Origin of the sequence: Rhodoflexus caldus (assembly GCF_021206925.1) — a bacterium.
Lineage (GTDB): Bacteria > Bacteroidota > Bacteroidia > Cytophagales > Thermoflexibacteraceae > Rhodoflexus > Rhodoflexus caldus.
Map to the genome: position 1 here is coordinate 243,349 of NZ_JAJPRF010000004.1, position 24,486 is coordinate 267,834.

13 protein-coding genes are annotated in these 24,486 nt (G+C 50.8%); 10 read left to right on the top strand and 3 right to left on the bottom strand.

The features are described from left to right. The first annotated feature begins 105 nt into the window (after positions 1 to 105). The 3 genes from NDK19_RS07300 to NDK19_RS07310 all read left to right on the top strand — a co-directional run bounded on the left by NDK19_RS07300 (position 106) and on the right by NDK19_RS07310 (position 5,878). Positions 106 to 3,264, top strand: a complete 3,159-nt coding sequence (locus NDK19_RS07300; RefSeq protein WP_250631206.1) for a SusC/RagA family TonB-linked outer membrane protein — start codon at positions 106 to 108, stop codon at positions 3,262 to 3,264. A gap of 20 nt (positions 3,265 to 3,284) precedes the next feature. Beyond that, positions 3,285 to 4,748, top strand: coding sequence for a RagB/SusD family nutrient uptake outer membrane protein (locus NDK19_RS07305; RefSeq protein WP_250631207.1), 1,464 nt, complete (start codon positions 3,285 to 3,287; stop codon positions 4,746 to 4,748). 386 nt (positions 4,749 to 5,134) lie between these two features. Then, positions 5,135 to 5,878 (top strand): hypothetical protein, encoded by a 744-nt coding sequence (locus tag NDK19_RS07310; protein ID WP_250631208.1) that lies wholly within the window; start codon positions 5,135 to 5,137, stop codon positions 5,876 to 5,878. Positions 5,879 to 5,882: 4 nt separating this feature from the next. Here the strand turns inward: NDK19_RS07310 and NDK19_RS07315 are convergent, their stop codons facing one another. Both NDK19_RS07315 and NDK19_RS07320 read right to left on the bottom strand, forming a co-directional pair. Continuing rightward, positions 5,883 to 6,296 (bottom strand): molybdenum cofactor biosynthesis protein MoaE, encoded by a 414-nt coding sequence (locus NDK19_RS07315; protein ID WP_250631209.1) that lies wholly within the window; start codon positions 6,294 to 6,296, stop codon positions 5,883 to 5,885. Between the two features lie 49 nt (positions 6,297 to 6,345). Then, complete coding sequence (locus NDK19_RS07320) at positions 6,346 to 9,063, bottom strand: putative LPS assembly protein LptD (RefSeq protein ID WP_250631210.1); 2,718 nt, start codon at positions 9,061 to 9,063, stop codon at positions 6,346 to 6,348. A gap of 93 nt (positions 9,064 to 9,156) precedes the next feature. Between NDK19_RS07320 and NDK19_RS07325 the strand changes: the two genes are divergently transcribed. From NDK19_RS07325 to NDK19_RS07355, 7 genes are all read left to right on the top strand, one after another. After that, the gene (locus NDK19_RS07325; protein ID WP_250631211.1) at positions 9,157 to 9,936 is read left to right on the top strand and encodes an N-acetylmuramoyl-L-alanine amidase family protein; all 780 of its coding nucleotides are present in this window, start codon (positions 9,157 to 9,159) and stop codon (positions 9,934 to 9,936) included. 84 nt (positions 9,937 to 10,020) lie between these two features. Continuing rightward, positions 10,021 to 10,959 (top strand): MlaD family protein, encoded by a 939-nt coding sequence (locus NDK19_RS07330; RefSeq protein WP_250631212.1) that lies wholly within the window; start codon positions 10,021 to 10,023, stop codon positions 10,957 to 10,959. 104 nt (positions 10,960 to 11,063) lie between these two features. Then, the gene (gyrA, locus tag NDK19_RS07335; RefSeq protein ID WP_250631213.1) at positions 11,064 to 13,568 is read left to right on the top strand and encodes a DNA gyrase subunit A; all 2,505 of its coding nucleotides are present in this window, start codon (positions 11,064 to 11,066) and stop codon (positions 13,566 to 13,568) included. A 35-nt stretch (positions 13,569 to 13,603) separates the two neighbouring features. Beyond that, positions 13,604 to 15,106: a tetratricopeptide repeat protein gene (locus NDK19_RS07340; protein WP_250631214.1), complete on the top strand. Its 1,503-nt coding sequence runs from the start codon at positions 13,604 to 13,606 to the stop codon at positions 15,104 to 15,106. Positions 15,107 to 15,181: 75 nt separating this feature from the next. After that, the gene (locus tag NDK19_RS07345) at positions 15,182 to 16,090 is read left to right on the top strand and encodes a hypothetical protein (protein WP_250631215.1); all 909 of its coding nucleotides are present in this window, start codon (positions 15,182 to 15,184) and stop codon (positions 16,088 to 16,090) included. A gap of 12 nt (positions 16,091 to 16,102) precedes the next feature. Beyond that, positions 16,103 to 17,083 (top strand): YpdA family putative bacillithiol disulfide reductase, encoded by a 981-nt coding sequence (locus NDK19_RS07350; RefSeq protein WP_250631216.1) that lies wholly within the window; start codon positions 16,103 to 16,105, stop codon positions 17,081 to 17,083. Between the two features lie 50 nt (positions 17,084 to 17,133). Next, positions 17,134 to 23,850, top strand: coding sequence for a choice-of-anchor Q domain-containing protein (locus NDK19_RS07355; protein ID WP_250631217.1), 6,717 nt, complete (start codon positions 17,134 to 17,136; stop codon positions 23,848 to 23,850). Positions 23,851 to 23,865: 15 nt separating this feature from the next. Here NDK19_RS07355 and NDK19_RS07360 read toward each other — a convergent pair whose 3' ends face one another. Then, positions 23,866 to 24,477: a SprT-like domain-containing protein gene (locus NDK19_RS07360; protein ID WP_250631218.1), complete on the bottom strand. Its 612-nt coding sequence runs from the start codon at positions 24,475 to 24,477 to the stop codon at positions 23,866 to 23,868. Between the last annotated feature and the right edge of the window lie 9 nt (positions 24,478 to 24,486).

Below are 24,486 nucleotides of genomic sequence, written 5' to 3' on the forward strand. Positions count from 1 at the left end.
TTATCGTTTGCTATACTAATAAATTGTTAACTAATAACACGCACAACATCATTCTTTTGCGTAATTTAACGGCGCATTTATTCACCAAATAAAACAAATCAGACAATGAAGCAACTATTCAAGCTAAGTTGCTTTGTGCTGTTGTCGCTGTTTTCCGTAACAGCGTACGCACAAAGAACAGTATCGGGTAAAGTGTCTTCCGGGGAAGACAACAGCCCACTTCCGGGCGTATCGGTGGTTGTGAAAGGTACCAGCACAGGTACTACAACCGATGTGGATGGAAATTATCGGATTAACGTGCCGGAAAATGCTACGCTGGTTTTCAGCTATGTAGGATTTCTGAAACAAGAAGCCGAAGTTGGCAGCCGCAGTGTGATTGATATCGTTCTGCAACCTGACAACAAAGTATTGAACGAAGTGGTTGTAACCGGTTACGGTGTGCAAACCAAACGCGAACTGACAGGTTCTATTGCCAAAGTAAGCGGCGACCAAATCTTAAACATGCCCGTTCAGTCTTTTGAACAAGCGCTGCAAGGCCGTGCGGCAGGTGTAAACATTACTACCCCTAACGGTGTATTGGGCAACACTCCTATCATCCGCATACGCGGTACAAACTCCATTACTTCCGGTGCCGACCCACTGATTGTAATTGACGGTATGCCCATCGTATCGGGTAACACCAGCAGCTCTGCCAACGCCGGTAACAACGCGCTTGCGTCTATCAACAACGCCGACATTGAGTCGTTCGAGGTGTTAAAAGACGCAGCAGCCACAGCTATCTACGGTTCGCGTGCTGCCAACGGCGTTATCTTGATTACTACCAAATCGGGTAAAAAAGGTAAGGCTCAGGTAAATTATGATTCATGGGTAGGCTGGACAGAAACATTCCGCCGTTTCAACGTACTGAATGCCGACCAGTACATTGAGATTAAGAACGAAGGCTATCGCAACAACCCTATTCATGCAGGCGTAACCGAAGTAGCTCGTCCGTTCATCGGCCCTGATGGTCAGCCTGTAAGCACCAACTGGTATGACGTGGTTTTCCGTACAGGTTTCCAGCATAACCATACCGTATCCATTAACGGTGCAACCGACAAAACTTCTTACTTCTTCTCTGTCGGTTTCTCCGACCAAGAAGGTATGCTGCGTGCCAACAACTTCCAGCGCACCACTGCCCGTATGAACATCAACCATCAGGCAACCAAGTGGATGAGCGTTGGCGGTAACGTACAGTACACCAACACAGTAACCAACAGCCCTCAAACCGGTTTGTTTGGCGCATTTGCTACCAACGGTTTAGGTCGTCTGCCTATTGTATTGGCTCCTAACATTCCTGTACGCAACCCCGACGGCACACCGGCCATTGATGCACCTAACAACCGTGCAACCACCGGCAATAACTTCCCTAATGCCGTAGGCTTTAACTGGCCTAACCCGTTATACGATTTGGAGCAAAATATTTCACGCTCTGCCACCGACCGTATTCTGGGTAACTTCTTTGTTGAAGTAAGACCAGTGAAAGGTCTGAGCCTGCGTACGGTTTACGGTATTGACCGCCAAAACGTAGAAGACAACACGTTCCGCACACGCATCCACGGCGACGGTTTCCCATTGGGCACGGCTTTCAATACCTACCAGCGCAACTTGCAGTGGAACTGGCAAAATATTGCTACTTATAACAAAACATTTGCCGACAACCACAACCTGACCTTACTGGCAGCAACCGAAGTACAGAAGTTTAATTTGGACGGTTGGGGCGGTTCTCGCCAAGGTGTAGCGGATGACTTCTTCACCAGCTATCAAGGTAACTTTACTACCAACAACCCTCCGGTAGGTAACATTCAAACAGAAAACGGTTTGATTTCTTACTTCGGCCGTGTAAACTACAGCTTCAAAGACAAGTACCTGTTTAGCGCTACTATTCGCCGCGACGGCTACTCTGCTCTTTCAGCTACTAACAAGTTCGGTACATTCGGAGCGGTTTCAGGCGGCTGGCGCTTGTCTGAAGAGGACTTCTTCAAAAACCTGAATCTGGAATTTATCAGCGACTTTAAACTGCGCGGCAGCTACGGTACAACCGGTAACACCAACATTCCTAACTTCGGTTCTCTGAACTTCTTTGGTTCCGGTCTGTACGGCGATTTGGCTACATGGGTTTACACACAAGCAGGTAACCCGAACCTGAAATGGGAATCAAGCAAGAAAACTGACGTTGGTTTTGATGCGGCATTCTTCAACAACCGCCTGACCATGGAGTTTGCTTACTACCTGAACAACATTTCAGATTTGATTATCGGCAACCCTCAGCCTCCTTCAAAAGGTATCCCGGGCAACTCTATCCTGACCAACATTGGCTCTATGCGCAACCAAGGTATTGAGGTTACTATCAACACTGTCAATATTGACAAAGGCGGCTTCAAATGGACAACCTCATTTAACCTGACTACTAACGAAAACAAAGTGCTTGCCCTGAATCAGGACAATGCCGATATCCAATTTACTACAGGTGGTTTGGAACTGACCAGCATTGCACGTGTAGGCTATCCCGTGGGCAGCATCTTTGCAGTACCTTGGGAAGGTGTAAACCCTGAAAACGGCCGCGCAATGTTCCGTCTGGCAAGTGGCCGCGTAGTACAATATAACCACGCTGCTCCTGCCGCTTCTCGTTGGACATTCGTAGATAACGGTCAGAATGCCCCTGCACCTACTGCTACAGACCGTATCATTGCCGGCAATACAAACCCTCGTTTCTTTGGCGGTTTTGACAATACATTCCGCTACAAAGGTTTTGACTTGGGCGTGTTCTTCCAGTATGCATTTGGTTTCTACCTGTACAACGGTACTCGTGCCGGTCTGCTCGACCAACGCATGTGGAACAACAGCACCGAAGTGTTGCAGCGCTGGCGTCAGCCGGGCGACCAGACCACTGTGCCTCGCTTGGTATATACTGACAACTTCTCTAACGGTTCTGCATTTGCCATCACCCGTAACGTAGAAAAAGGCGACTTCATCCGCCTGCGCAACGTGAGCTTGGGCTACTCGCTGCCTGCTGATGTGTTGAAGAAACTTTCTCTGACTAATGCAAGGCTGTACGCACAGGTGCAAAATGCTTTTGTGATTACCAACTACACAGGTAGCGACCCCGAAGTGAGCACTAACAGCCCGGGTTTGGGAGCAACAGCTACCAACATCGGCGCAGGTGTAGACCGTAACACATTCCCTCAGGCACGCACCTACTCACTGGGCGTTAACATTACCTTCTAACACTTAAACTGAAGAACACGATGAAAATCCAAAAATATTTGAAAGCATCGTTGCTGGCAGCCTTTACAACGCTGGCAGTAACCTCTTGTAATCAGGATAAAATCCTTGAACCGGTTCCATTGACCGCACTTTCCGATAAAAGTGCCTTTACAACCCCAGACCGTATAGCTGCACAATTGAACGGCCTTTATGCCAGTGTGAAATCGGGTCAGTTTTTGGGCGGCCGTATGCTGGTATATATGGATGTGCGCGGCGAAGACTTCCAAAACCGTACCGGTAACGGTGTAACAGCGCTCTTTGCTTGGAGCTACAACCAAAACTCCGGTAACGCCGAGCCTCAAAACGCGTGGTCATCCGGCTATTTGGCTATTAACCGCATCAACGTATTCCTCAAAGGTTTGGATGACAACCCTACCGTTATTTCAACGGCACTTGCCAACCAATACCGCGGTGAAGCCCGCTTCCTGCGCGCCCTGTCTTACTACTATCTGGTAAACCTGTATGCCCGTCCGTTCCCGCTGAACAACGGTGCCAGCCCCGGTTTGCCGCTGCGTTTACAGGCAGAAGTCGGCCCTCAAAACTCCGACTTGGCTCGCAGCACCGTAGCACAGGTCTATAACCAAATTCTGGAAGACCTGAACTTTGCCGAGCAGAACGTGTTGGCCTCTCACCCTTCTGCTTTGCTGAATGTAACCCGCGCCCACCGCAATGCAGTGGTTGCTATCAAAATCCGCGTGCTGATGAGCATGGGACGCTATGCCGATGCCGTTACCGAATGTCGTAAGATTGTAGGCGGCACATCGGCTCCATTCTCTGCTCCTACGGGCGTACAGCACCGCTTAGCACCTACTTTTGCCAGCATATTCGCTCCCCCTTACACTACTTCAGAGTCTATTTTCTCATTCCCAATGACTTTGAACGATTTACCGGGTGTACAAAACGGTTTGGGTTCTTACTTTGGTGTTCCTGCACCTCCGCAAAATGCTATTGCTGACTACAACCTCGACCCTGCAGGTATTCTGAGCAATCCGGCATGGACAGCAAATGATGCACGCCGTGCAATGACTGCCGTAGCTACAGGCCGCACATTCATCACCAAGTTCCCGTTGAACCCCTACACCGACTACGTACCTATCGCCCGTTATTCTGAGGTGTTACTGAACTATGCCGAGTCATTGGTTCGCTCTACCAACTCTGTTTCTCAATTGGCCATAGACTTGCTGAATGCCGTTCGCGGTCGCTCGGCTCCGGGTGCAACTTATACCTCTTTTGCTACGCCTGCCGAATTCCTGCAAGCCTTGGCATTGGAAAAACGCATTGAGTTCCTTGGCGAAGGTCTGCGTTCGTTAGACTTGCATCGCTTGTTGCAGCCGCTGCCTGCCAAAACAGGTGTTCCCGGCTCTGTAGCGCCAACCGATGCGAACTACATCTGGCCTATTCCTGATGCAGAACTGGCAGCTAACAAGCTGATGACGCAGAACTAATTCATCACGAATAGATTGTTGTTTTGATAAAGGCTGCCCTCTTATGGCGGCCTTTATCTTTTCAGCTAATTACAAATGGCATTGGGGAGTTTAGACACAGAATTTCAGATGTAAAAATCAGCGTTTACTCGCATCATCCGCCACTCCGCACGCCTATGCCATGCGGTTTAATCTGCTCAATTGATTAAGCAAGTGAGCAATTTAAAATGACCTTTCAAATTTACCGCAAAGCCCGCTGAGTATTACGCCAATAGCCGCTGAGTGTTTTTATGATGAATTTTTTCTTTGTGTACACTGCGGTTAAACCTTTGCGCACTCCGCGGTAAAAAAGAACGCGTTAATCTGCTCAATTGATTATCTTTAATGAACCATTTAAACAACCTCATATGAAGCATGTAAAAAACTGGCTGATAGTGGCTGCCTTGATTATTGCCGGCAGTTTGCAGGCACAGCCTTTCCGTCTGAATGGCGCATGGAGAGTTACTACTACGCAAGGGTTGCCTCAGGGCGCTCAAATGATTTACCTAATGAGCGATAACTACTTCGTTTCGGCAGTATTCAATGAAAAAGACAAGCAATTTTTCGGCATCCTTGGCGGAACGTATCGCATAGAGGGCAATCAACTAACCGGCACGCTTGAATTTAACTCGGTAGATTCTACGGCGGTCGGCAGCAGCCAAACCTTTACCCTCTCACAATCTGCAGACGGTAAGACAATCTACATGGAAAGTTCTTATCAGGGGCAAACCAACAAAGAGGCATTGGAACGGATAGAATCTACCGCCACCACTCCCTTGACAGGCCTCTGGCGATTTGCAGGCCGCGTAGATGCGGAAGGCAAAGAAACTCGCTCGCAGCGCGGGCCGCGTAAAACCATCAAACTGCTGACAGGCAATTATTTTGTATGGGCTGCCATCAATACGGAAACCAAGCAGTTTTTTGGCTGCGGCGGCGGCACCTATACGGCACAAGACGGTAAGTACACCGAAAATATACAGTTTTTCAGCCGCGACAACAGCCGCGTAGGCGCAAGCCTGACTTTTGATTTTCAGTTAAAAGACAAAGACTGGCATCACAAGGGCAAAAACAGCCGCGGAGAGCCTTTATACGAAATCTGGGCGTTGGATTAGCCCCCTACGGATGCGCCTCCACCCACCATTCGCCTCCTTCAAAGTACTCTTTCTTCCAGATGGGGACAGTGGTTTTGAGCGTATCTATCACATAACGACAGGCTTCAAATGCCTCTTTGCGGTGAGGCGTAGCCACAGCTACAACCACCGCAACTTCTCCGATAGCCAATCTGCCCGTGCGGTGAACAATCGCCAACTTTTTAACAGGCCATTGTTGTTCGGCCGTGCGGGCTATTTTCTCCATCTCGCGCAGTGCCATAGGTTCATAGGCTTCATATTCCAGATGTGTAACCTGTCGGCCTTCGTTGCAGTTGCGCACCGTACCAATGAAAATATCAATCGCGCCCGCTTCGGCAGCAGCGCTGACTTCGGCAATCACTTTTTCAACCGCAATCGGAGAGTCTGTCAAAGCAATCATATTACATTGAGACAGCGCAATTTACAAAAACTCTTTGCACCGCATGAGCCTAACGGAAATACCACAGGTTGCGACGGCTGAGTTTCAGGTCTGAAAGTACGGAAGCACGTACATTGATGTCCAATGTATAGCCTGCACGCGGCCCGAAAGGAATCCAACTGACATTCATTACCCAGCAGTGCAAATCGCGGTAGATAGTAAACTGGGTAAAACTCAAGCCCTTAGCTTCAAAATCGTAGCCGGAGTTAAAGCCTATCTTCCACTTTTCGGTCATTTTCAAATCGCCGTTGAAATTGAGCGTTTGCGTTACTTGCGAGGTTTGAAAGCCCATTTTGTTGTAGGAAAGGTTGTAGCTCACGCTCAGCGTCCACGGTACGGTAAAGTCTATATACAAATTTCTGTTGCGGCTGATGTAGTCCAGTTCCTCTTGGCTGACTTTGTCCGAACGCAATTTTCGGTTGGCTTGCGGCGGTGCAAAATTTGCCGTAATGGCCAAGCTGGCATTGGTAATATTGCCTATACCATTGCCGTTTTGCCATGCATAAGTCTTGTTGCGCCGCTGCGTAACGTTCCTGATGCCCCCGATTGTATCTACGCGCAGGAGTTCATAGCCGTAAGGGTCTAAGGTAGCACTGGCGGCAACGTTGAACTTCTTAAACAGGTTTGTACGTGCCGTAAGTGCAATAGGTGCTAATTTGAAAGAATCGGCAGCCATGTTATAGCTGGTGTTCAGTCCGAAATTGTCTATCAGCGTAACCTTGTCTGCCGCTTTAGATGCCTTGGCCGCTGTTGCTTTGGCAGAAGAAGCCGATGCGGCGGCGGTGTCTTCCTTAGGCCGCAGTTTCATTTCCAGCGTATTGGTAAGTCCCAAACTAACAGAGCCCTGACGGCCGGATATCGGCTGCCCGTAGATACCATTCAGGCGACTTTGCCGCACCAAGTTGGGGTTTTGCTGATTTTCGGGCTGAATACTCAGGTTGTCAAAGAAATTGAATCGCGGGTCGCCAAAGTCAGGCTGGTAAGTAAAGCCCATATTAGGGTTAATGGTCAGGCGAATGCGGTCAATTTTTTTTGATTTGGGATAGAAGAAACCATACAAGCGGGTTTGTACCGAAGCGCCTACATTGTAGGAATAGAAGCGCGAAAAACCGCGCACCGTGTCAATCTTTACAATGTCGTTGCGTTCCAGCGTATATACATAGCGTTCGGGATACCACACCTCCGAATAGTTCCCGTTAAAACTTGTGGTAAAATATTTAAACAAAGTTACCGCCGTAGTAACGGGTATATTGTGCTGCACGCCCATTTGCGCACGCCCCAAAATATTGCTCAAATTGTCAAAATTAAAAGGCAAGAAAGAGGCAGGAATTTGATTGACCGGCTCACCTTTGTCGTTCAGATTACCGGCCACTTTGAAAGGAAACGACTGCCCCTGCCTGTTGTTGGTGATTACTGCACGCGCTTTGCCGGTATAGCTGAAGTTAAACTGACTCCAAATAGATTTACTGTCGCTTTTCTTACCCTTAAACGGATAAATGCGATTCATGCCCACGTTTGCCTCCGGAAAAACACTTACTATCCGAGTAACGATGTTTTGTTCGTGGCGCAAATTAGCCCCGAAAGTGAAAGGCGTTCCCGTAAAAGTTTTGTTGTAAGAAATGTTAGAGTTAAACGAGGATGACTGAAAATTATTCAATTGCGGGGCATTGTTCCGTCCGAACGTATTGGTACCCGCATTTACGCTGGCACTGAAACGGCTATCTCCTTTACTTTGCGGCGTATGATTCCAACTGATATTAAAATCATTGACTACATTGTTTTCAATCTGTCCGGGCACTTCGTTGATGCGTCGGTTATACTGGAAGCGGAATTGCCCGTCAAAGGCATAGCGCTTTTTGTACCGAGTAGCAGCCGTAAGCCCCCAACCGCCTTTGGTATGTATTTCGCCGAGCAGTGAAAGGTCAAAATTATCGCTCAGCACAAAGTAGAACCCGCCCTGACTCAGGAAAAAACCGCGCTCGCGCGTCTCACCGTACTGCGGCATTACAAAACCCGACGAACGTGTTTTAGGCTGCGGAAACATGCCAAAAGCAAACCCCAAAGGGGTAGGAATACGGTTGATTTCCAGATTAAACAATCCCGAAACAATCACTTTGCCGGGAATCACCTTCATTTTGCGGGCGCGAATCCCAAAATGGGGAACGGGTGCATCGCAGGTGGTGTACAGGCCGTTTTCACCGTAGGAGTTGTCGTTTTCGTCTTTCTTGACGTTTTCCAGCAAAATAAAACCTTCGCCATACTTGGTCGTTACGCCTGTAACTTTTGCCTTGCGGGTTTTGAAATTATATGCCAAACCTTTGGAGGTATAGGTCTCTCCCCGTTCCTTAAACTCGGGCAAACCCTGCTCCTTGCGCGTGGTGCTGTCTATCGTATAAGAGGCCTTAATCGTATTTTGAGGCCAGTCAATCTCAATTTTTGCCGCTTTGAGCGAAATATCGCCGTACTCAATTTTAGAATCATTATATAAATAAATCATCCGTTTGCGTACATCAAACCGGATAGAGTCTTTAGCCGTATAATTGATAGTCGTGGTAATGTCGCCTTTGGGCACAGCCCGTGCAATGGAGTCCTGCACAGTGCTTAAAGAATCGGTTGCTGCCCTTAGGTTAGCGGCAGGCGATGTGTTTTGAGCAATCACCTGTCGGCCGGGCAGCAACACTAACAACGTGCAACAAAGTACACAAGTAATTTTTAACAACTTTTTCAAAAAATTTGAGTAGTTATGACGCAATATTAGCCGCGACTTTATATTTTTACAACCGTTTGAAACCGCTCCAAAATTACTTTAACATTTGTTAGTATGAAACCCCTTATTAGCATCTCACTGCTGACTGTCAGCTTTCTTATACTTTCTTTCTCTCCCGCCAACTTTATTGCCCCTGCTTTAAGAAAGGTTGTCCTCGACATTGGGCATGGTGGCAAAGACCCGGGCACGCTGGGCGTCAGTAATACCATGGAAAAAGACGTTGCTTTCAAGGTAGCTACACAGTTAGGCAGCATCTTAGAGACACAAATGCCCGACTTAATCCGCCGCTACACACGCTACACCGATGACCTTATTCCGCTGGCAGAGCGCGCTCGGATTGCCAACAAAGAAGGTGCCGATTTGTTTATATCCATTCATGCCAATGCCTCTGCCAACCCCGCCATCATAGGAACTGAAACCTACATAGCCGGGCTGTCTTCTACCAGAGAAAGTATTGAGACAGCCATGCGCGAAAATCGGGCGATTGCACATGAAAAAAACAAAAAAGTATATCAAGACTTTAACGCGAACAGCAACATAGATTTCATCATGGCTGCTAACCGCCAAAACATTATTCGCGAAAAAAGTCTGCAAATGGCTCAATTCGTGGAGTACAATTTTGGGGCACGCACCATTAACCGCAACAGCCGCGGTGTGAAAAGCGCCGACTTTATTGTGCTTTATAAAACGGGTATGCCTTCTATTTTGGTAGAAATAGGCTATTTGAGTAACAGCGAAGAAGAAAAATACCTCAACAGCGAAGAAGGAATTTACGAAACTGCCTCCGCTCTCTATCGCGCCATCCGCGACTACAAAGAGTACATAGAAAAATAACACACTGACAATCAACTGATTAAACCCGAATGATTTTGAAAATCCTGCGGGTTTTGTCATCTTTGCCCCAAATTGAACAAAAACGTGAAATTATCAGGTGAAACCAAGGTGGGGCTGCTCGCCCTCGTTGCCGGAGTAATCCTTTATGTAGGATTTAATTACTTGAAAGGTATTGACTTCTTTGACCCTACCACTACCTACTATGTTGTTTACGACCGTGTGGACGGGCTGACCGTTTCCAATCAGGTACAAATCAATGGTATGTCGGTTGGCAGAGTAGCAGCCGTAACCATTCTGCAAGACCGCGGCAACCAATTGCTCGTAACACTTGATATTCAGGATGATATCAAGCTCGGCAAAGGCACGATAGCCCAACTTTCGGACAACGGCTTGCTTGGCGGCAAAAAAATAGACCTGCTTGTTGCCTTTACCGAGCCCAAACTCAACGAAGGCGATACGCTACTTGCCAAAAGAGAAAGCGGCATGACCGAAATGCTGATGGAAAAAGCTTCGCCCGTGATGCAAGGCTTAGACTCTACACTGGTGAATATCAATCGCTTAGTGAAAGAATATCAGGGTATGAGCGTTGAAGTTCGGAAGATTATGACCAACACAGCCGATGCTTCGGGACAAGCAAACAGCATTTTGGCCGAAAATCGGGGAAAAATAACGGAAATCACTGCCAACATCAACAAACTTACGGCGCAACTGATAGAGGCCGAAAAGTCCATTCGCCCACTGGTAGGCAAAATGAACACCTTCGCCGATTCGCTCAATGCCATGCAACTGGCAAGCACCGTAAAAAATGCGAACCGCTCGCTGGAAAGTTTGCAAAAAACCATGCAAGCCATTGAGCAGGGGCAAGGCTCACTGGGCAAATTAGTTGCCACAGACTCGCTCCATACCAACCTGAATCGCACATTGGTTAGCTTAGACAGCCTTTTTATAGACTTGAAAGCGCGCCCCAAACGCTACGTGCATTTTTCGCTATTCGGCAAGAAAGACCCCGCAGCCAAGAAGTAATTTGGCCGTATTTTCGTAACTTGCGCCGCATTTAAGTTCAACTTTTCCAATCATGGAAAGATGTTTGCAGTTATGCAAATGTCTTTCTCTTTAAACGAGTGCCAATGCAAGAAGGGAACATTATTCCAATTAACATTGAGGATGAAATGCGGGGAGCGTACATAGATTACTCTATGTCTGTTATTGTTTCCCGCGCCTTGCCCGATGTTCGCGACGGCCTGAAACCCGTTCATCGTCGTATTTTATACGCAATGGATGAATTAGGGTTAGCGCCCAACAAACCTTATAAAAAATCTGCCCGTATTGTCGGTGAAGTTTTGGGTAAGTATCACCCACACGGCGACTCTGCCGTTTACGACGCGATGGTGCGCATGGCACAGCCTTGGAGCCTTCGCTATATGATGGTGGACGGTCAGGGCAACTTTGGCTCAATGGACGGCGACAATGCAGCAGCTATGCGCTACACCGAAGCCCGTCTGCGCCGCGTGGCAGAAGAAATGCTGGCCGACATCAACAAAAATACCATTGATTTTCAGCCCAACTTCGACGATTCGCTCGAAGAACCCTCCGTACTGCCCGCTAAACTTCCCAACCTGCTTGTAAACGGTTCGTCGGGTATTGCCGTGGGTATGGCTACCAACATGGCACCCCATAACCTTGGCGAAGTAGCCGATGGCATTATTGCTTACATAGACAATCCGCAAATCAGCATTGCGGAGCTCATGCAATACATCAAAGCGCCGGACTTCCCTACGGGCGGCATTATCTACGGCTATCAGGGCGTAAAAGATGCCTTTGAAACAGGCCGCGGACGCGTAGTTATCCGCAGCGTAGCCGCTATTGAAGACCTGCCCTCCGGCCGTCAGCAAATCGTTGTTACCGAGTTGCCTTATCAGGTAAACAAGGCGCAAATGATTGAAAAAACCGCTGCCTTGGTCAATGAAAAGAAAATTGAAGGTATTGCGGCCATCCGCGACGAATCCGACCGCGAAGGCGTGCGCATTGTTTACGAACTAAAAAAAGATGCCAACGCACAGGTGGTGCTGAATACCCTTTATACGTTTACCTCTTTGCAGGTTGCTTTCAGCATCAACAATGTGGCCTTGGTAAAAGGTCGCCCCATGACCTTGAACCTCAAAGACCTCATCCGTCATTACGTGGAGCACCGCCACGAAATTGTGGTGCGCCGCACCCGTTTTGAATTGGATGAAGCCGAAAAGCGCGCCCATATTTTAGAAGGTTTGCTCAAAGCGCTGGACATGATTGATGCCATCATCAGCCACATCCGCGCCTCGGCAGATGCTGCCATTGCCAAAACAGGACTGGTAGAGCAGTTCGGATTCAGTGAAGTTCAGGCACAAGCCATCTTGGATATGCGCCTGCAACGCCTCACGGGATTGGAGCGCGAAAAACTGCAAAACGAGTACACAGAACTGATGGCAACCATCGAGCGCTTGCGCAACATCTTGGCAGACGAGCGCCTGCGTATGACCATCATTCAGGACGAACTGCGCGAGTTGAAAGACAAGTACGGCGATGCACGCCGCACTGCCATTGTTCACAGTGCCGACGATATCAACATAGAAGACATGATTGCCGATGATGAAATGGTGATTACCATTTCACATCAGGGCTATATCAAGCGCACACCGCTTTCCGAATACCGCACGCAAAGCCGTGGGGGAGTAGGCTCACGCGGTGCCGGCAGCAAAGAAGACGACTTCACCGAGCAATTATTCATTGCCAACATGCACAGCTACGTGCTGTTCTTTACCAACAAAGGCCGCCTCTACTGGCTGAAAGTGTATGAAATTCCCGAAGGCAGCAAAACCGCCAAAGGCCGCCCGATTCAAAACCTGATTCAGATAGAACAGGACGAAAAAGTGCGCACCGCACTGAAAGTCCGCAACCTGAACGACCCCGAGTACATCAACAACACCTACATTGTGATGTGCACCGAACAGGGCATCATTAAAAAAACCGCATTGGAAGCCTTTTCACGCCCTCGCGCCGCAGGTATCTATGCCATTACCATCAATGAAGGCGACAACTTGTTAGATGTTCGCCTGACAAGCGGTAATGACGATATCGTAATTGCCGTGCGCTCAGGAAGAGCCGTGCGATTCAACGAAAGCCGCGTGCGCCCGATGGGCAGAACTGCCGCAGGCGTTACGGGCATTAGCTTTGACGAAGCCAACGATAAGGTAATCGGGATGATTGCCATCAGCCGCCCCGACAGCCAAATTTTGGTAGTATCGGAAAAAGGCTATGGCAAACGCTCACCCGTGGAAGACTACCGCATCACCAACCGCGGCGGAAAAGGTGTAAAAACCATGAACATTACCGAAAAAACCGGCGCACTGGTAAGTATTCAGGAGGTAGTGGACTCCGACCAACTGATGATTATCAACAAGTCGGGCATTACCATCCGTATTTCGGTAGATGAACTGCGCGTGATGGGCAGAGCTACACAGGGCGTAAAACTGATTCGCCTCAATGAAGACGATGAGATTTCATCCATTGCCAAAATAGAAGGCATTGGCGAAGATGCCGGCACCGCTAACGAAGATGCCGCTGCAACGGAAAGCAATGCAACCATTACCGACTAAGCATTTAACTGATTTTTAACTTAATACGATTGACAATGAAAAAGTTGTTACTTGCCGTAAGTTTCGCGGCGATTGCCTACTGTGGGTATGCACAGAAAGAAGACAAAGAGGTAACTGCTCGTGCCAAAGAGGCCTACAAAGCAGCCGAAGGCGCATTTAAGAAAAAAGATTTCGCTACAGCCGCTGCCGAGGTAGATAAGTCTTTTGAGTCTGAAAAATACAAAACCGACCCTAAGGCATGGATGTTCCGCGGCGATGTGTATGCTGAACTGGCAGTTGCCGACAGTGCCTCCACAGATAATGAAACTGCCAACAAACGCGTTGCGACTATTTATGAGTCTTACGCCAAAGCCATTGAGCTGAACAAAAACTACGAACTGCTCTACATTCAGCCAAAGGTACAAAACCTTTATGCCAAGTATTTCAACTGGGGTGTAGCCGCTTATCAGAACGACAACGACTTTGACAAAGCAGCAGCCGACTTCGAGCGCGCGCACATGCTCCGCCCTACCGATACTACTTCCGTATTTTTTGCGCTGGTAGCTACTTCGCAGAAAAACAAAAAGGATTACAACAAAATCGAAGAATTGGCACAAAGATGTATTAAACTGGGCGTAAAAGACGTATCCGTTTACTACGCACTGCTCGACAAATACATTGCCGTAGAGCAAAATTACGACAAAGCACTTGCCTTACTGGCAGAAGCCCGTGCCAAAAACCCTTCGGACAAAAACCTGATGTTCCAGCAAATTCAGGTATATATCAAAACCGGTAAGGAAAAAGAAGCCATTGCCGACTTGGAAAAAGCATTGGAAACCACTACCGACCCCAAAGAGCGTTTCCCTATTGCTTTAAACTTGGGCATTCTGCATGAAAATGCCAAAAATATGGAAGCTGCCGAAAAAGCTTACAAAGAAGCCTACGCATTGCAACCCGACAATGATGACGCTATTTACAGCTTAGGTGCTTTCTACTACAACAAAGGCGCTGCCATCAAGAAAGAAGCCGACAACATGGATATGGAAACCTTCAAAAAAGACGGCAAAGCAGTTATGGAGCGTGCCAAAGTTTATTTTGAACAAGCCCTTCCATTCTTCCAAAAAACAATTGCCAACAATCCCGATGACCTGCAACGTCTCGGCGCGCTGAACTCTATTTACACCATTTTGGAAAAACCTGCCGAAATGATGCCTTACTACAAAGCCGCTGTTGAGAAAAACCCTGATGATGCAACCTTGATGTTGAGCTACATCCAGTCAGCCGACAAGGCCGGTAAAATTCAGGATGTTGTAGCCATAGTAGAAGCCGCCGTTAAAAAGCGTCCTACCGATGTGGAAACGCTGCAAAACCTGCTGTATGTGTATGAAAAAACCAAGCGCGTAAAAGATGCCGAACCTTGGTTCAAACAAGCAGTTTCTATCTATCCTGATAACATTGAGTTGCTGGAAGGCTATTCAAGAATCCTCTACACCATCGGCAAGAAGAAAGAAGCTGATGCCATTGAGGTAAAAATTGAACAATTGCAGAAGAAAAATTAATCGCGGATAGTTCCGCTGTTTCAAGGGAAAAGCCTAATTTAGTTCGGCTTTTCCCTTTTTCTTTGTCAAAAATCCATGCAAAACAAACTGCTGACGCTCCTTTTGTGCTGGTTCGTATGCTTACCCGCATTTGCCCAAAAAATGCAGGAATCCCAACATCAACAGCCTGCTACCATGCTTGATTTAGGGACTTCCATGATAGCCTATGGTGGCGAACTGAGCAAGTACGCATCGTTCAGTGCTATGTTTCACGGGCGGCTGGTGCAAACCCGCAATCGCTGGCTGAATCCTGCCATAGAGTTGGGTTGGGGCAAATTGGCAGCCAACAACGTGCGCTATGTTTCAGAAACCGGCACCCCCAACCGCTCATTCAATACTTCCTTTTTCCAACTTACTGCACAGGCACAACTGAACATTATCAAAAAGCCGCATCAACGCATCTACATCGGTCAGGGAATAGGTGTGATGCGATTCAACCCCAAAGATGACCGCAACAATGCGCTCTTGAATCGCTCCGACACACGTGCTGCAGACGAAAGCTACAGCAATTTTGCGCTGCTGCTGCCTACTTCGCTCGGCGGAACCTATCATTTCCCCAATTACTTGGGCATCGGTATGGAAGTTGGGCTGATGAACACCCGCACCGACTATTTAGATAACATCAGCCAATTCGGTGACCCAACCACGAAAGATAACGTGCTGCGCGTCCGATTTTCCGTCATTGCACCGCTCACCTACGACTCACCCGAACGCGACACCGAACGCAAAGAGCGTTTAACCAAAAGGCGCGAAGAAATCCGCCTGAAAAATCAGCGCGAAAAAGAAGCGTTTGAGCAGCTCAAAAAGCAACCGAAGGGCAAAACCAACACCGCAAAACCCGCCAAAAAAGCACCGGCCAAGAAAAAGCCTGTCAAAAAAGCTCCTGCCAAGAAAGCACCCGCAAAAAATCAGCAAAAGAAGCCCAAACTTTTCGGTATTTTTTAAGGTTGAGTAAACATGTTGGATGTACTCATCATAGGTGCAGGCCCTATCGGGATGGCCTGCGGGATAGCTGCCCAAAAGCGCGGGTTGAACTATTTGATAGTAGAAAAAGGCTGTTTAGTGAACGCAATTTACCACTATCCCGCTAATATGACGTTTTTTTCTACGGCAGACCGTCTGGAAATCGGGGATGTGCCTTTTGTTTCACATGCCGACAAGCCTAATCGCCGCGAAGCACTGGACTACTACCGCCGCGTGGCACTTGCCTTTCGGCTGCATGTGCGGCTGTACGAAGAAGTGCTTGCCATTGAACCGCAAGCAGACGGCACGTTCCGCATCCAAACTTCAAAAGCCGAATATGAGGCACGCAACATTGTGTTTGCTACCGGCTTCTACGGCTTGCCCAACCTGATGGGCGTGCCGGGTGAAGACTTACCCAAAGTGCGGCACTACTACGACGAAGCACACCCCTATGCTTTCCAGAAAATCGCTGTTGTGGGGGCAGCCAACTCTGCCGTAGATGTGGCATTGGAAACGTGGCGGCGCGGTGCGGAAGTAACGATGATTATCCGCGGCGGCGAAATCCGCCCAAGCGTGAAATATTGGGTAAAACCCGACATAGAAAACCGCATCAAAGAAGGCAGCATCAAGGCATATTTTCACTCGCAAATTGCGGCTATCCGCCCCGACGAAATAGACGTGCAAACCCCCGACGGGCTGATAATCCTGCCCAACGATTTCGTGCTTGCCATGACGGGCTACCGTCCCGATTTCCGCCTGCTGCAAATGGCGGGCGTAGCTCTGCAAGGCGATAAGCACGCACCCGTGTACAATCCTGATACACACGAAAGCAACGCCCAAGGCGTGTATGTGGCAGGCGTGGTTTGCGGCGGCATGGAAACCAACAAATGGTTCATTGAAAACTCACGCGAACACGCTGAAAAAATCATGGCAGCCATTGCCCGTAACAATGTATTAACCGCCGACACACAATAATCATGCAACCGCTGCCGTTCTTAGGTGAAATCTGCACGTGGTTGTAACTTATGAGAGCATTTTTATGGGTAGTGTGCCTGTTCCTGATGCTAAGTCCGGGAACGCAAGGCGCTGTTTTTAACATTCCAAACGGTGATGTTGCCGCGCTGATAGCGGCTATTAACACGGCAAACACAAACAGAGAAGCCGATGTTATCAACTTAGCACCCAACGGCTTGTACATCCTGACAAGCATTTACTATACATCGCCCAACCCCGGCACGACGGGCTGGGAAGGACAACGCGGCTTGCCGCGCTTCAACAACGATGTGGACGGGGTAGATGTGATTATCAACGGCAACGGGGCAACCGTCCGCCGCGCCACTACCGCCCCCAACTTCGGTATTTTTACCTGTTCGGGGCAAATTGTGTTCAACAATCTGATTGTGCGCAATGCGCGCGTCAATGCGCAGGGGGCAGCCATTTTTGTACAATTCAAAGGCTATGTGGAGGTCAATAACTGCCAATTCTACGACAACGAATCGCTCATTGACGTGGAAGGCGGCGGCGGTGCTATCTACACCAAAAGTTTGAGCGAACTGCGCGTCAATAACTCATTGTTTGAAGGCAACAAAGCCGTTAATCAGGGCGGGGCTATCAGCAACCTGTTGAGCGATATGTATCTGATAGGCTGCACGTTCCGCAATAACTCACTCACCACCGAAAGCGGCGATGAAACGGGCGGCGCTGTTTACGACGACGGCGCACGCGGCGACAACGGCGTGCTGGTGGTGCGCAACTGCCTCTTTGAAGGCAACAGCGCAGGCAAGAAAGGACAAGGCGGCGGGCTGTTTCTGTTCCCTTACAACAACAACGCCGTAGAAGTTACGGGCTGCATCTTCAGAAATAACGAAGCCCATCAGGGCGGCGGCTATTGGCACAGCGGCGGCAGTTTGGTATTAGCCGATCCCTTCAATGAATACAACTTTACCAACATTCCGCCTACGCACTCAATTATTTTGCACTCTTGTATTTTTGAAAACAACATTGCGCATCGGTTGGGCGGCGGGCTCTGGATTTTCAGGGGCAGATTCCTTTCCGATATGCACTCTTGCGTGTTCAGCAACAATACCGCACTTGACCCGCCATCCGACGGACAGGGCGGCGCAGCCCTCATCGGCACTATCAACCCGCTGACCATTCGCAACTGTACGTTTAACAACAACCGTTCGCGTATGGCGGGCGGTGTTGCCTTCAATCACCAAGGGCACATTCGGGTTATCAACTGTACGTTTGACGGCAATGTGGCAGAGGCTTATGGCGGGGCTGTAACAGTGCCCGGTTCTTCCGGAACGGGAACAATGGAATTTCTTAACTGTACCTTTGCCAACAACCGTTCCGACGCAACGGTTGCCGCGCAAGGCGGTGCTATCTTTTCGCTGGGCGGCTTGCCTTCCAACAGTGCAGTAACGCTGCGCAACTGCCTGTTTTTCAACCAACAAGTGAACAATACCGCCGGTCCGGGCGGCGTTCCTATCAGCCGAAACTGCAACTGTGAATTAGTGGACGGCGGCGGTAATATGTTTTTCCCCGAAGCCTCTACAGGGGCGCGCTGCGTGGCAAGCCCCAACATTGCTAACCCTTTGCTTAGTCCGCTGGCAAATAACGGCGGCGTTACGCCCACTATGGCGCTGCAAGCGGGCAGCCCTGCCATCAACGCGGGCGTAGCAACGGGCGCACCCCCTACCGACCAACGCGGCGCAGCACGGGTAGGCGCACCTGACATCGGTGCTTTTGAGTTCGGTGCAACGGCTTGCCACTTGGTAGTGAGCAGCACGGCAGACAGCGGTCCGAATACCTTGCGGGAAGCGATTGACTGTGCCGTCAGCGGGCAAACCATCACTTTTGCCCCTTCGCTTGCCAATCAGACCATCACGCTGGCTTCCACGCTGACCATACCCGTCGGTAAAAACCTGACCATAGACGGCGCGGCAGCCCCCAACCTGACCATCAGCGGCAACAATGCCGTGCGGGTGTTCCTGTTGCGCTCTACTTCGGTCAATCCAACATCGTTAGTGTTGCGCAACCTGCGGATTGTCAACGGCTATCATACCGAATACGGCGCGGGCATCCGTTCCGAACATCAGGGCATCATGACCATTGAAAATTGCGTTTTCAACAACAACAACGCCGAACAAGGCGGCAGTGCCATTTTCAGCCACTTTGAAGGACGCGCCACCATTCGCAATTGCCGTTTTGAAGATAACGTATCTATTGCCAAAAACGATGAGCGCGGCTCTACGGTTATGCTCTGGGGACCGCACGCCCATACGGTTCAAAACTGCGAATTTATCAACAACCGCGGTATCAACGGGGCAGGTATCAACGGACTGAACGCGGGGCTGCTGATAGAAGACTGTCGGTTTATCGGCAACAACACCACGGCGGCAGTTTACGACACAGGTAAGCCCAACCCCTTCCTGCGCGGTTTCGGGGCGGCTATTTACACCGACCGCGCCAGCCCTGCCACACCCACTACCCTATTGGGCAGTATCATCATTCGCCGCTGCCTTTTTGAAGGCAATCGCGCACGGGGCGAAGGCGGTGCTTGCTACCTCTACACCGACGATTCGGATAATGTGCTCATAGAAGACTGCTATTTTAACGACAACGAAGTGATAGCTCTGCCCGGCGGCGGTTCGGGCGGTTCGGGCGGTGCTATTCAGCACATGAACAACGCTAAGAATCGCGGGTTTGTGCTGCGCAACACGACCTTCGCCAACAACCGCGCTGCCGTTACGGCAGGTGCCGTTCGCGTAGATTGGGCAGATACGCAAATCAGCAACTGTACGTTTTTCAACAACAGGGCTCTGGAAACCTCTGCAAGCGGTTTTTCTGCCAATGGCGGGGCGTTGGCATTTTTCAATATGAGCGGTTCTACGGTTGATATTACCAACTGCACCTTTGCCAACAACTACGCCGGTTGGGTAGGCGGTGCAATTGCTACATCTCATGCAGCCAATACGCGGATTCGGAACAATATTTTCTTCCAAAACACGGCAGGCAACGGCGGCAATACATGGAACATCCAGCAGCACGCCAACGCCCATTTAACCGACTTGGGGGGCAACATTCAGTTTCCCGATAAGGCAAACAACCTGTCCAACAATTTCAATGTTTCCACAACCGTAACCATTGCCAACCCGCAACTCAATCCTTTGGCGAACAACGGCGGATTTGCACCTACGATGAGTTTGCAGGCAACCAGTCCCGCCATTGATTTTGGCGTAAGCGCGGGGGCTGTTTTAACCGACCAAACAGGCAAAATGCGCGTCGGATTCCCCGATGCGGGGGCGGTAGAATTCGGCACTGCCATTACCGAACCTGAACTGCCTGCTGCCATTGTGCTCAGCAGTTTGCCCGTTTTTGACTGTACGATGAGCGAAGCGGCAATTGCCGCAACGGGTGCGCCGCGCCTGACCATCGGCGGCTCTAACTACTACATCGGCACAAGGCAGGCAAGCGCCACGAACCAAAACCCGATTATCATCAAGTTTACGGGCGGCGTACGCGACTGGTGTCGCGAAGACTACGAAACTGATGCCGTAGAAGGACGCGGCTACGGGCTGTATTGGTCGGGAACGGATTTGTATGCCCTTGTTTCCGTCAACGGACATTCAAGCGGCTTGCAACGCTTCACGGGCAGAGGTTGGCTGCGGCACTTTACCGATTTTATGCCTTCGGGCAGCACTATCGTAAGCGGCGCAAGGGCTACGGTCATATTTAAAATCAATCTGCGCAACGGGGAAGGAATGGTCGGACACGGTACGTTCCTCACATCGCGTACCACCGACAACAGAGCCAATACACTGCTCATTCGGGATATTTCGCGCGACGGCGTGGGCAACCTTGTCATGCGTGCCGATTCGTGGAATGCCCCCCGCCGCATCAACAGAGAGGTGATGAGCCCCATAGCGCCCGGTGCCGAACCATACGACTACACGCTGATAATGACCCCTGACTTTATGTCGGCGGTTTGCGCCTCTGCCGTCGGTTGGGATAACGGCACAGGCATAGATTGCAGCGGCGCGCCTATTGTCATACCTACCGCCCCCCAAATACAAGTTTTGCAAGGCAGCACCAACATTGTCCGCGGCACGGGCAGTGTCAATTTCGGCACTACGCCCGTCGGCACACCCGTCGTGCGCACCTTCACCATCCGCAACACGGGCACGGCAACCCTCACCGTAGGCACGTTAGCCGCCTTGCCCGCAGGCTTTGACTTGGTCGGCACATTCCCCACGGGCACGATTGCACCCGGCAGCAGTGCCACGTTCCAACTGCAATTGACGGCAGCCACAGCGGGCAGTTTCAGCGGTACGGTTTCCTTTGACAACGACGACAGCTACGCCAACCCCTTCACTTTTAACATCAGCGGAACGGCGGCAGTCGGTGCACCCGAAGTAGAGCTTTTACAAGGCAGCACTAACATTGTCAGCGGCACGGGCAGTGTGAACTTCGGCACTACGCCCGTCGGCACGCCCGTTGTGCGCACCTTCACCATCCGCAACACGGGCACGGTAAACCTCACCGTAGGCACGTTAGCCGCCTTGCCCGCAGGCTTTGACTTGGTCGGCACCTTCCCCACAGGCACAATTGCACCCGCAGGAAGCGCCACGTTCCAACTGCGATTGACGGCAACCGCAGCGGGCAGTTTCAGCGGCACGGTTTCCTTTGACAACGACGATAGCGACGAAAATCCGTTCACTTTCACCGTCAGCGGAACGGTAGGTACTGCACCCACACCTACGCCTACACCAACCCCGTCGCCTGCGCCTGTACCACCGCCTGCACCCGTTGTTACCCCGCCAACTGTCAGGTTCAGCCTCAATGCCCAAGGGCAACCCGTTTTGAGCTGGCAAACAGGGCAAGGTACACCGCAAGGCTTCCGAGTAGAGCGCAGAGTAGCGGGCAGCAACCAGCCCTTCCGCAGCATCGCCGATTTGCCCGTAAGCGCACGCAACTATACCGATACGCAAACAACCCCCGCCACACTGTACGAATACCGCATTGTTGCTCTGCCCGATGCCCCTTCGGTGATTGTACAGATTGCCACCGCCCCGCAAGCCCCGCAAGGCATCAGCGATGTAACCCGATGCGGTGCGGGTGATGTAGCCCTGCAATCGCCCGTCGGCGGCAACGGCATTACCTTCCATTGGTACAGCCGCGCCCAGGGCGGCGTTCCTTTCCGCACAAGCCGCGCGGGCGAAACCATCACTTTCCGCGCCGATACGAGCGCAACGGTCTATGTGGCGGCAGTGTTCCAAAACTTGGAAAGCCCGCGCACGGCAGTCAGCATTACCGTGCTGCCTTTGCCCAAAGCAACCGTAGCAGGCGGAACGTTGCAGGTATTTTGCGGTGCGGGCATTCTTTCGGCAGAAACCGAACCCGAAACAAGCTATGAATGGCATCGCGGCACCGAATTGGTCGGCAGCGGTGCACAACTGACCGTTACCCAAAGCGGCATTTACCGCCTGACGGCACGGCGCAACGGATGCGCGGCAGTGTCCGCACCCGTAGCCGTTACGGTCAATCCCATTCCCGAAGCGGCATTTGCCGAGTCGCAACCTGTTGTGTTCTGCGGCAGCGGCGAGTTGCGAGCCCGTCCGTTGAGCATCGGCAGCTACGAGTGGCGCGATGAGCAAGGTCAGTTGATAGGCAGCGGGGAAGTGTTGCACGTCAGCCGTTCGGGCATCTATCGCCTGACGGCAGTGGCAGCAGGCTGCCGCAGCAATACCGCCGAACTTCGCGTAACGGTGCACCCCGTTCCTGAGCGCCCCGCCATTGTGCAAAGCGGCAACCTGTGCGAAGGCGGCACGGTGCAATTGAGCACCCCTACCCTTGCGGGTGCAAGCTACGAATGGCGCGGACCTAATGGCTTTACCGCCCGAGAGCCCGTTATCAGCATACCCTATAACCCCGATGCACAAGGCACGTACACCCTGACCGTGAGCCTGAACGGCTGCCGTTCGGAAGCGGCAACGGCAGCGGTGCGCTTCCGCGAGCCGATACGCTATCGGATAACCGCCGTTCAATCGCCGACCTGTCGCAACGGTTCGGACGGTTATTTTCAGGTGGAAAGCCTCATGCGTCAGCCCCTGTTTTTCAGCCTAAACGGCAGCGATTGGACGCAGCAGTTCCACTTCGGCGACCTTCCCGCGGGTAAACACCGGTTACACCTGCGCAGTGCGGAAGGCTGCCAAGAGGTAACAACGGTAGAAATTCCCGAAGCGGCGGCGCTGCAAGTGCAGGTATCGGCAGACCGAACCGTTATCAATCAGTTTGAAGAGGCGCAGTTGCAGGCAACGGGTGGGGTAAGTTACTCTTGGTCGCCTGCGGCAGGTTTGAGCGCAACCGACGTTGCCAACCCCATTGCCCGACCTGCACAAACTACCACCTACACAGTGCGGATTCGCACAGCTGCGGGCTGCGAAGCAACCGCATCGGTTACTATCACCGTAGCGCCGATAGATATTACCGTCCGCCCGACGCAAAAAGTGGTTTCGCCCAACGGCGACGGCATCAACGACACGTGGGTGGTGGAACACTTGGAACGGCACGAGCGGCACTACTTGCGAATAGTAGACCGTTGGGGGCGGACAGTATACGAAACCCGCCAATACCGCAACGATTGGTCAGCCGAGGGGCTGCCCGACGGGGTTTACTACTATGTGCTGGAAGTAAATAATGCTCCGGCTATCAGCGGTGCTATTACCGTAGCGCGATAGACCGACTAAACCCTCTCACACAGGCTCTACCTGCATCAACTTATGGATGCGATAGTGTAGGCCTGTGTGAATTTCTTCGCAACGGCAGTACGTGCGTAACATGGCCAGCTTGCGAAAGCGGCGACCATCGGAGAGGTGAAAATAGCCGCCCGTAGGAATATTCTCCAAATATTCGCCCTTGGGTTCGCCATAGCTGTTGAGTGCCTTGTAGAGGGCATGATTGCGGGTGCTGGATGCTTCGGGGTCTTTCAAATAGTTGGCAACAGCCTGACCCAGCGGCTGCGGAAAAACCGCTTTCGCAAGAAATCCCGCCATCAATTTGCGAAAAGCCGCTTTCCATTCTTCGCCATGCGGTGCAACGCTGCGCCCGTATTGCTCCCATGTAACCAAATGTGCCAGTTCATGGGTAAAAGTCAGCAAAAAGGCATAAGGATTCAGGTCGCCGTTTACGCGAATGCGATGCTGAGGCATTTTACGGGTGGGTGCATGATAGCTGCCCAGCAAAGACTTTCTTTTGCGGGAAACGATTAACAGAATTTTATATTCCACAATCCATTTTACAACCTGTTCAACAGCATCTGCGGGCACGTGCTTTTGGATGCGTTGCGTCAGTTCGGTAAGCGTCATGCCAAATTG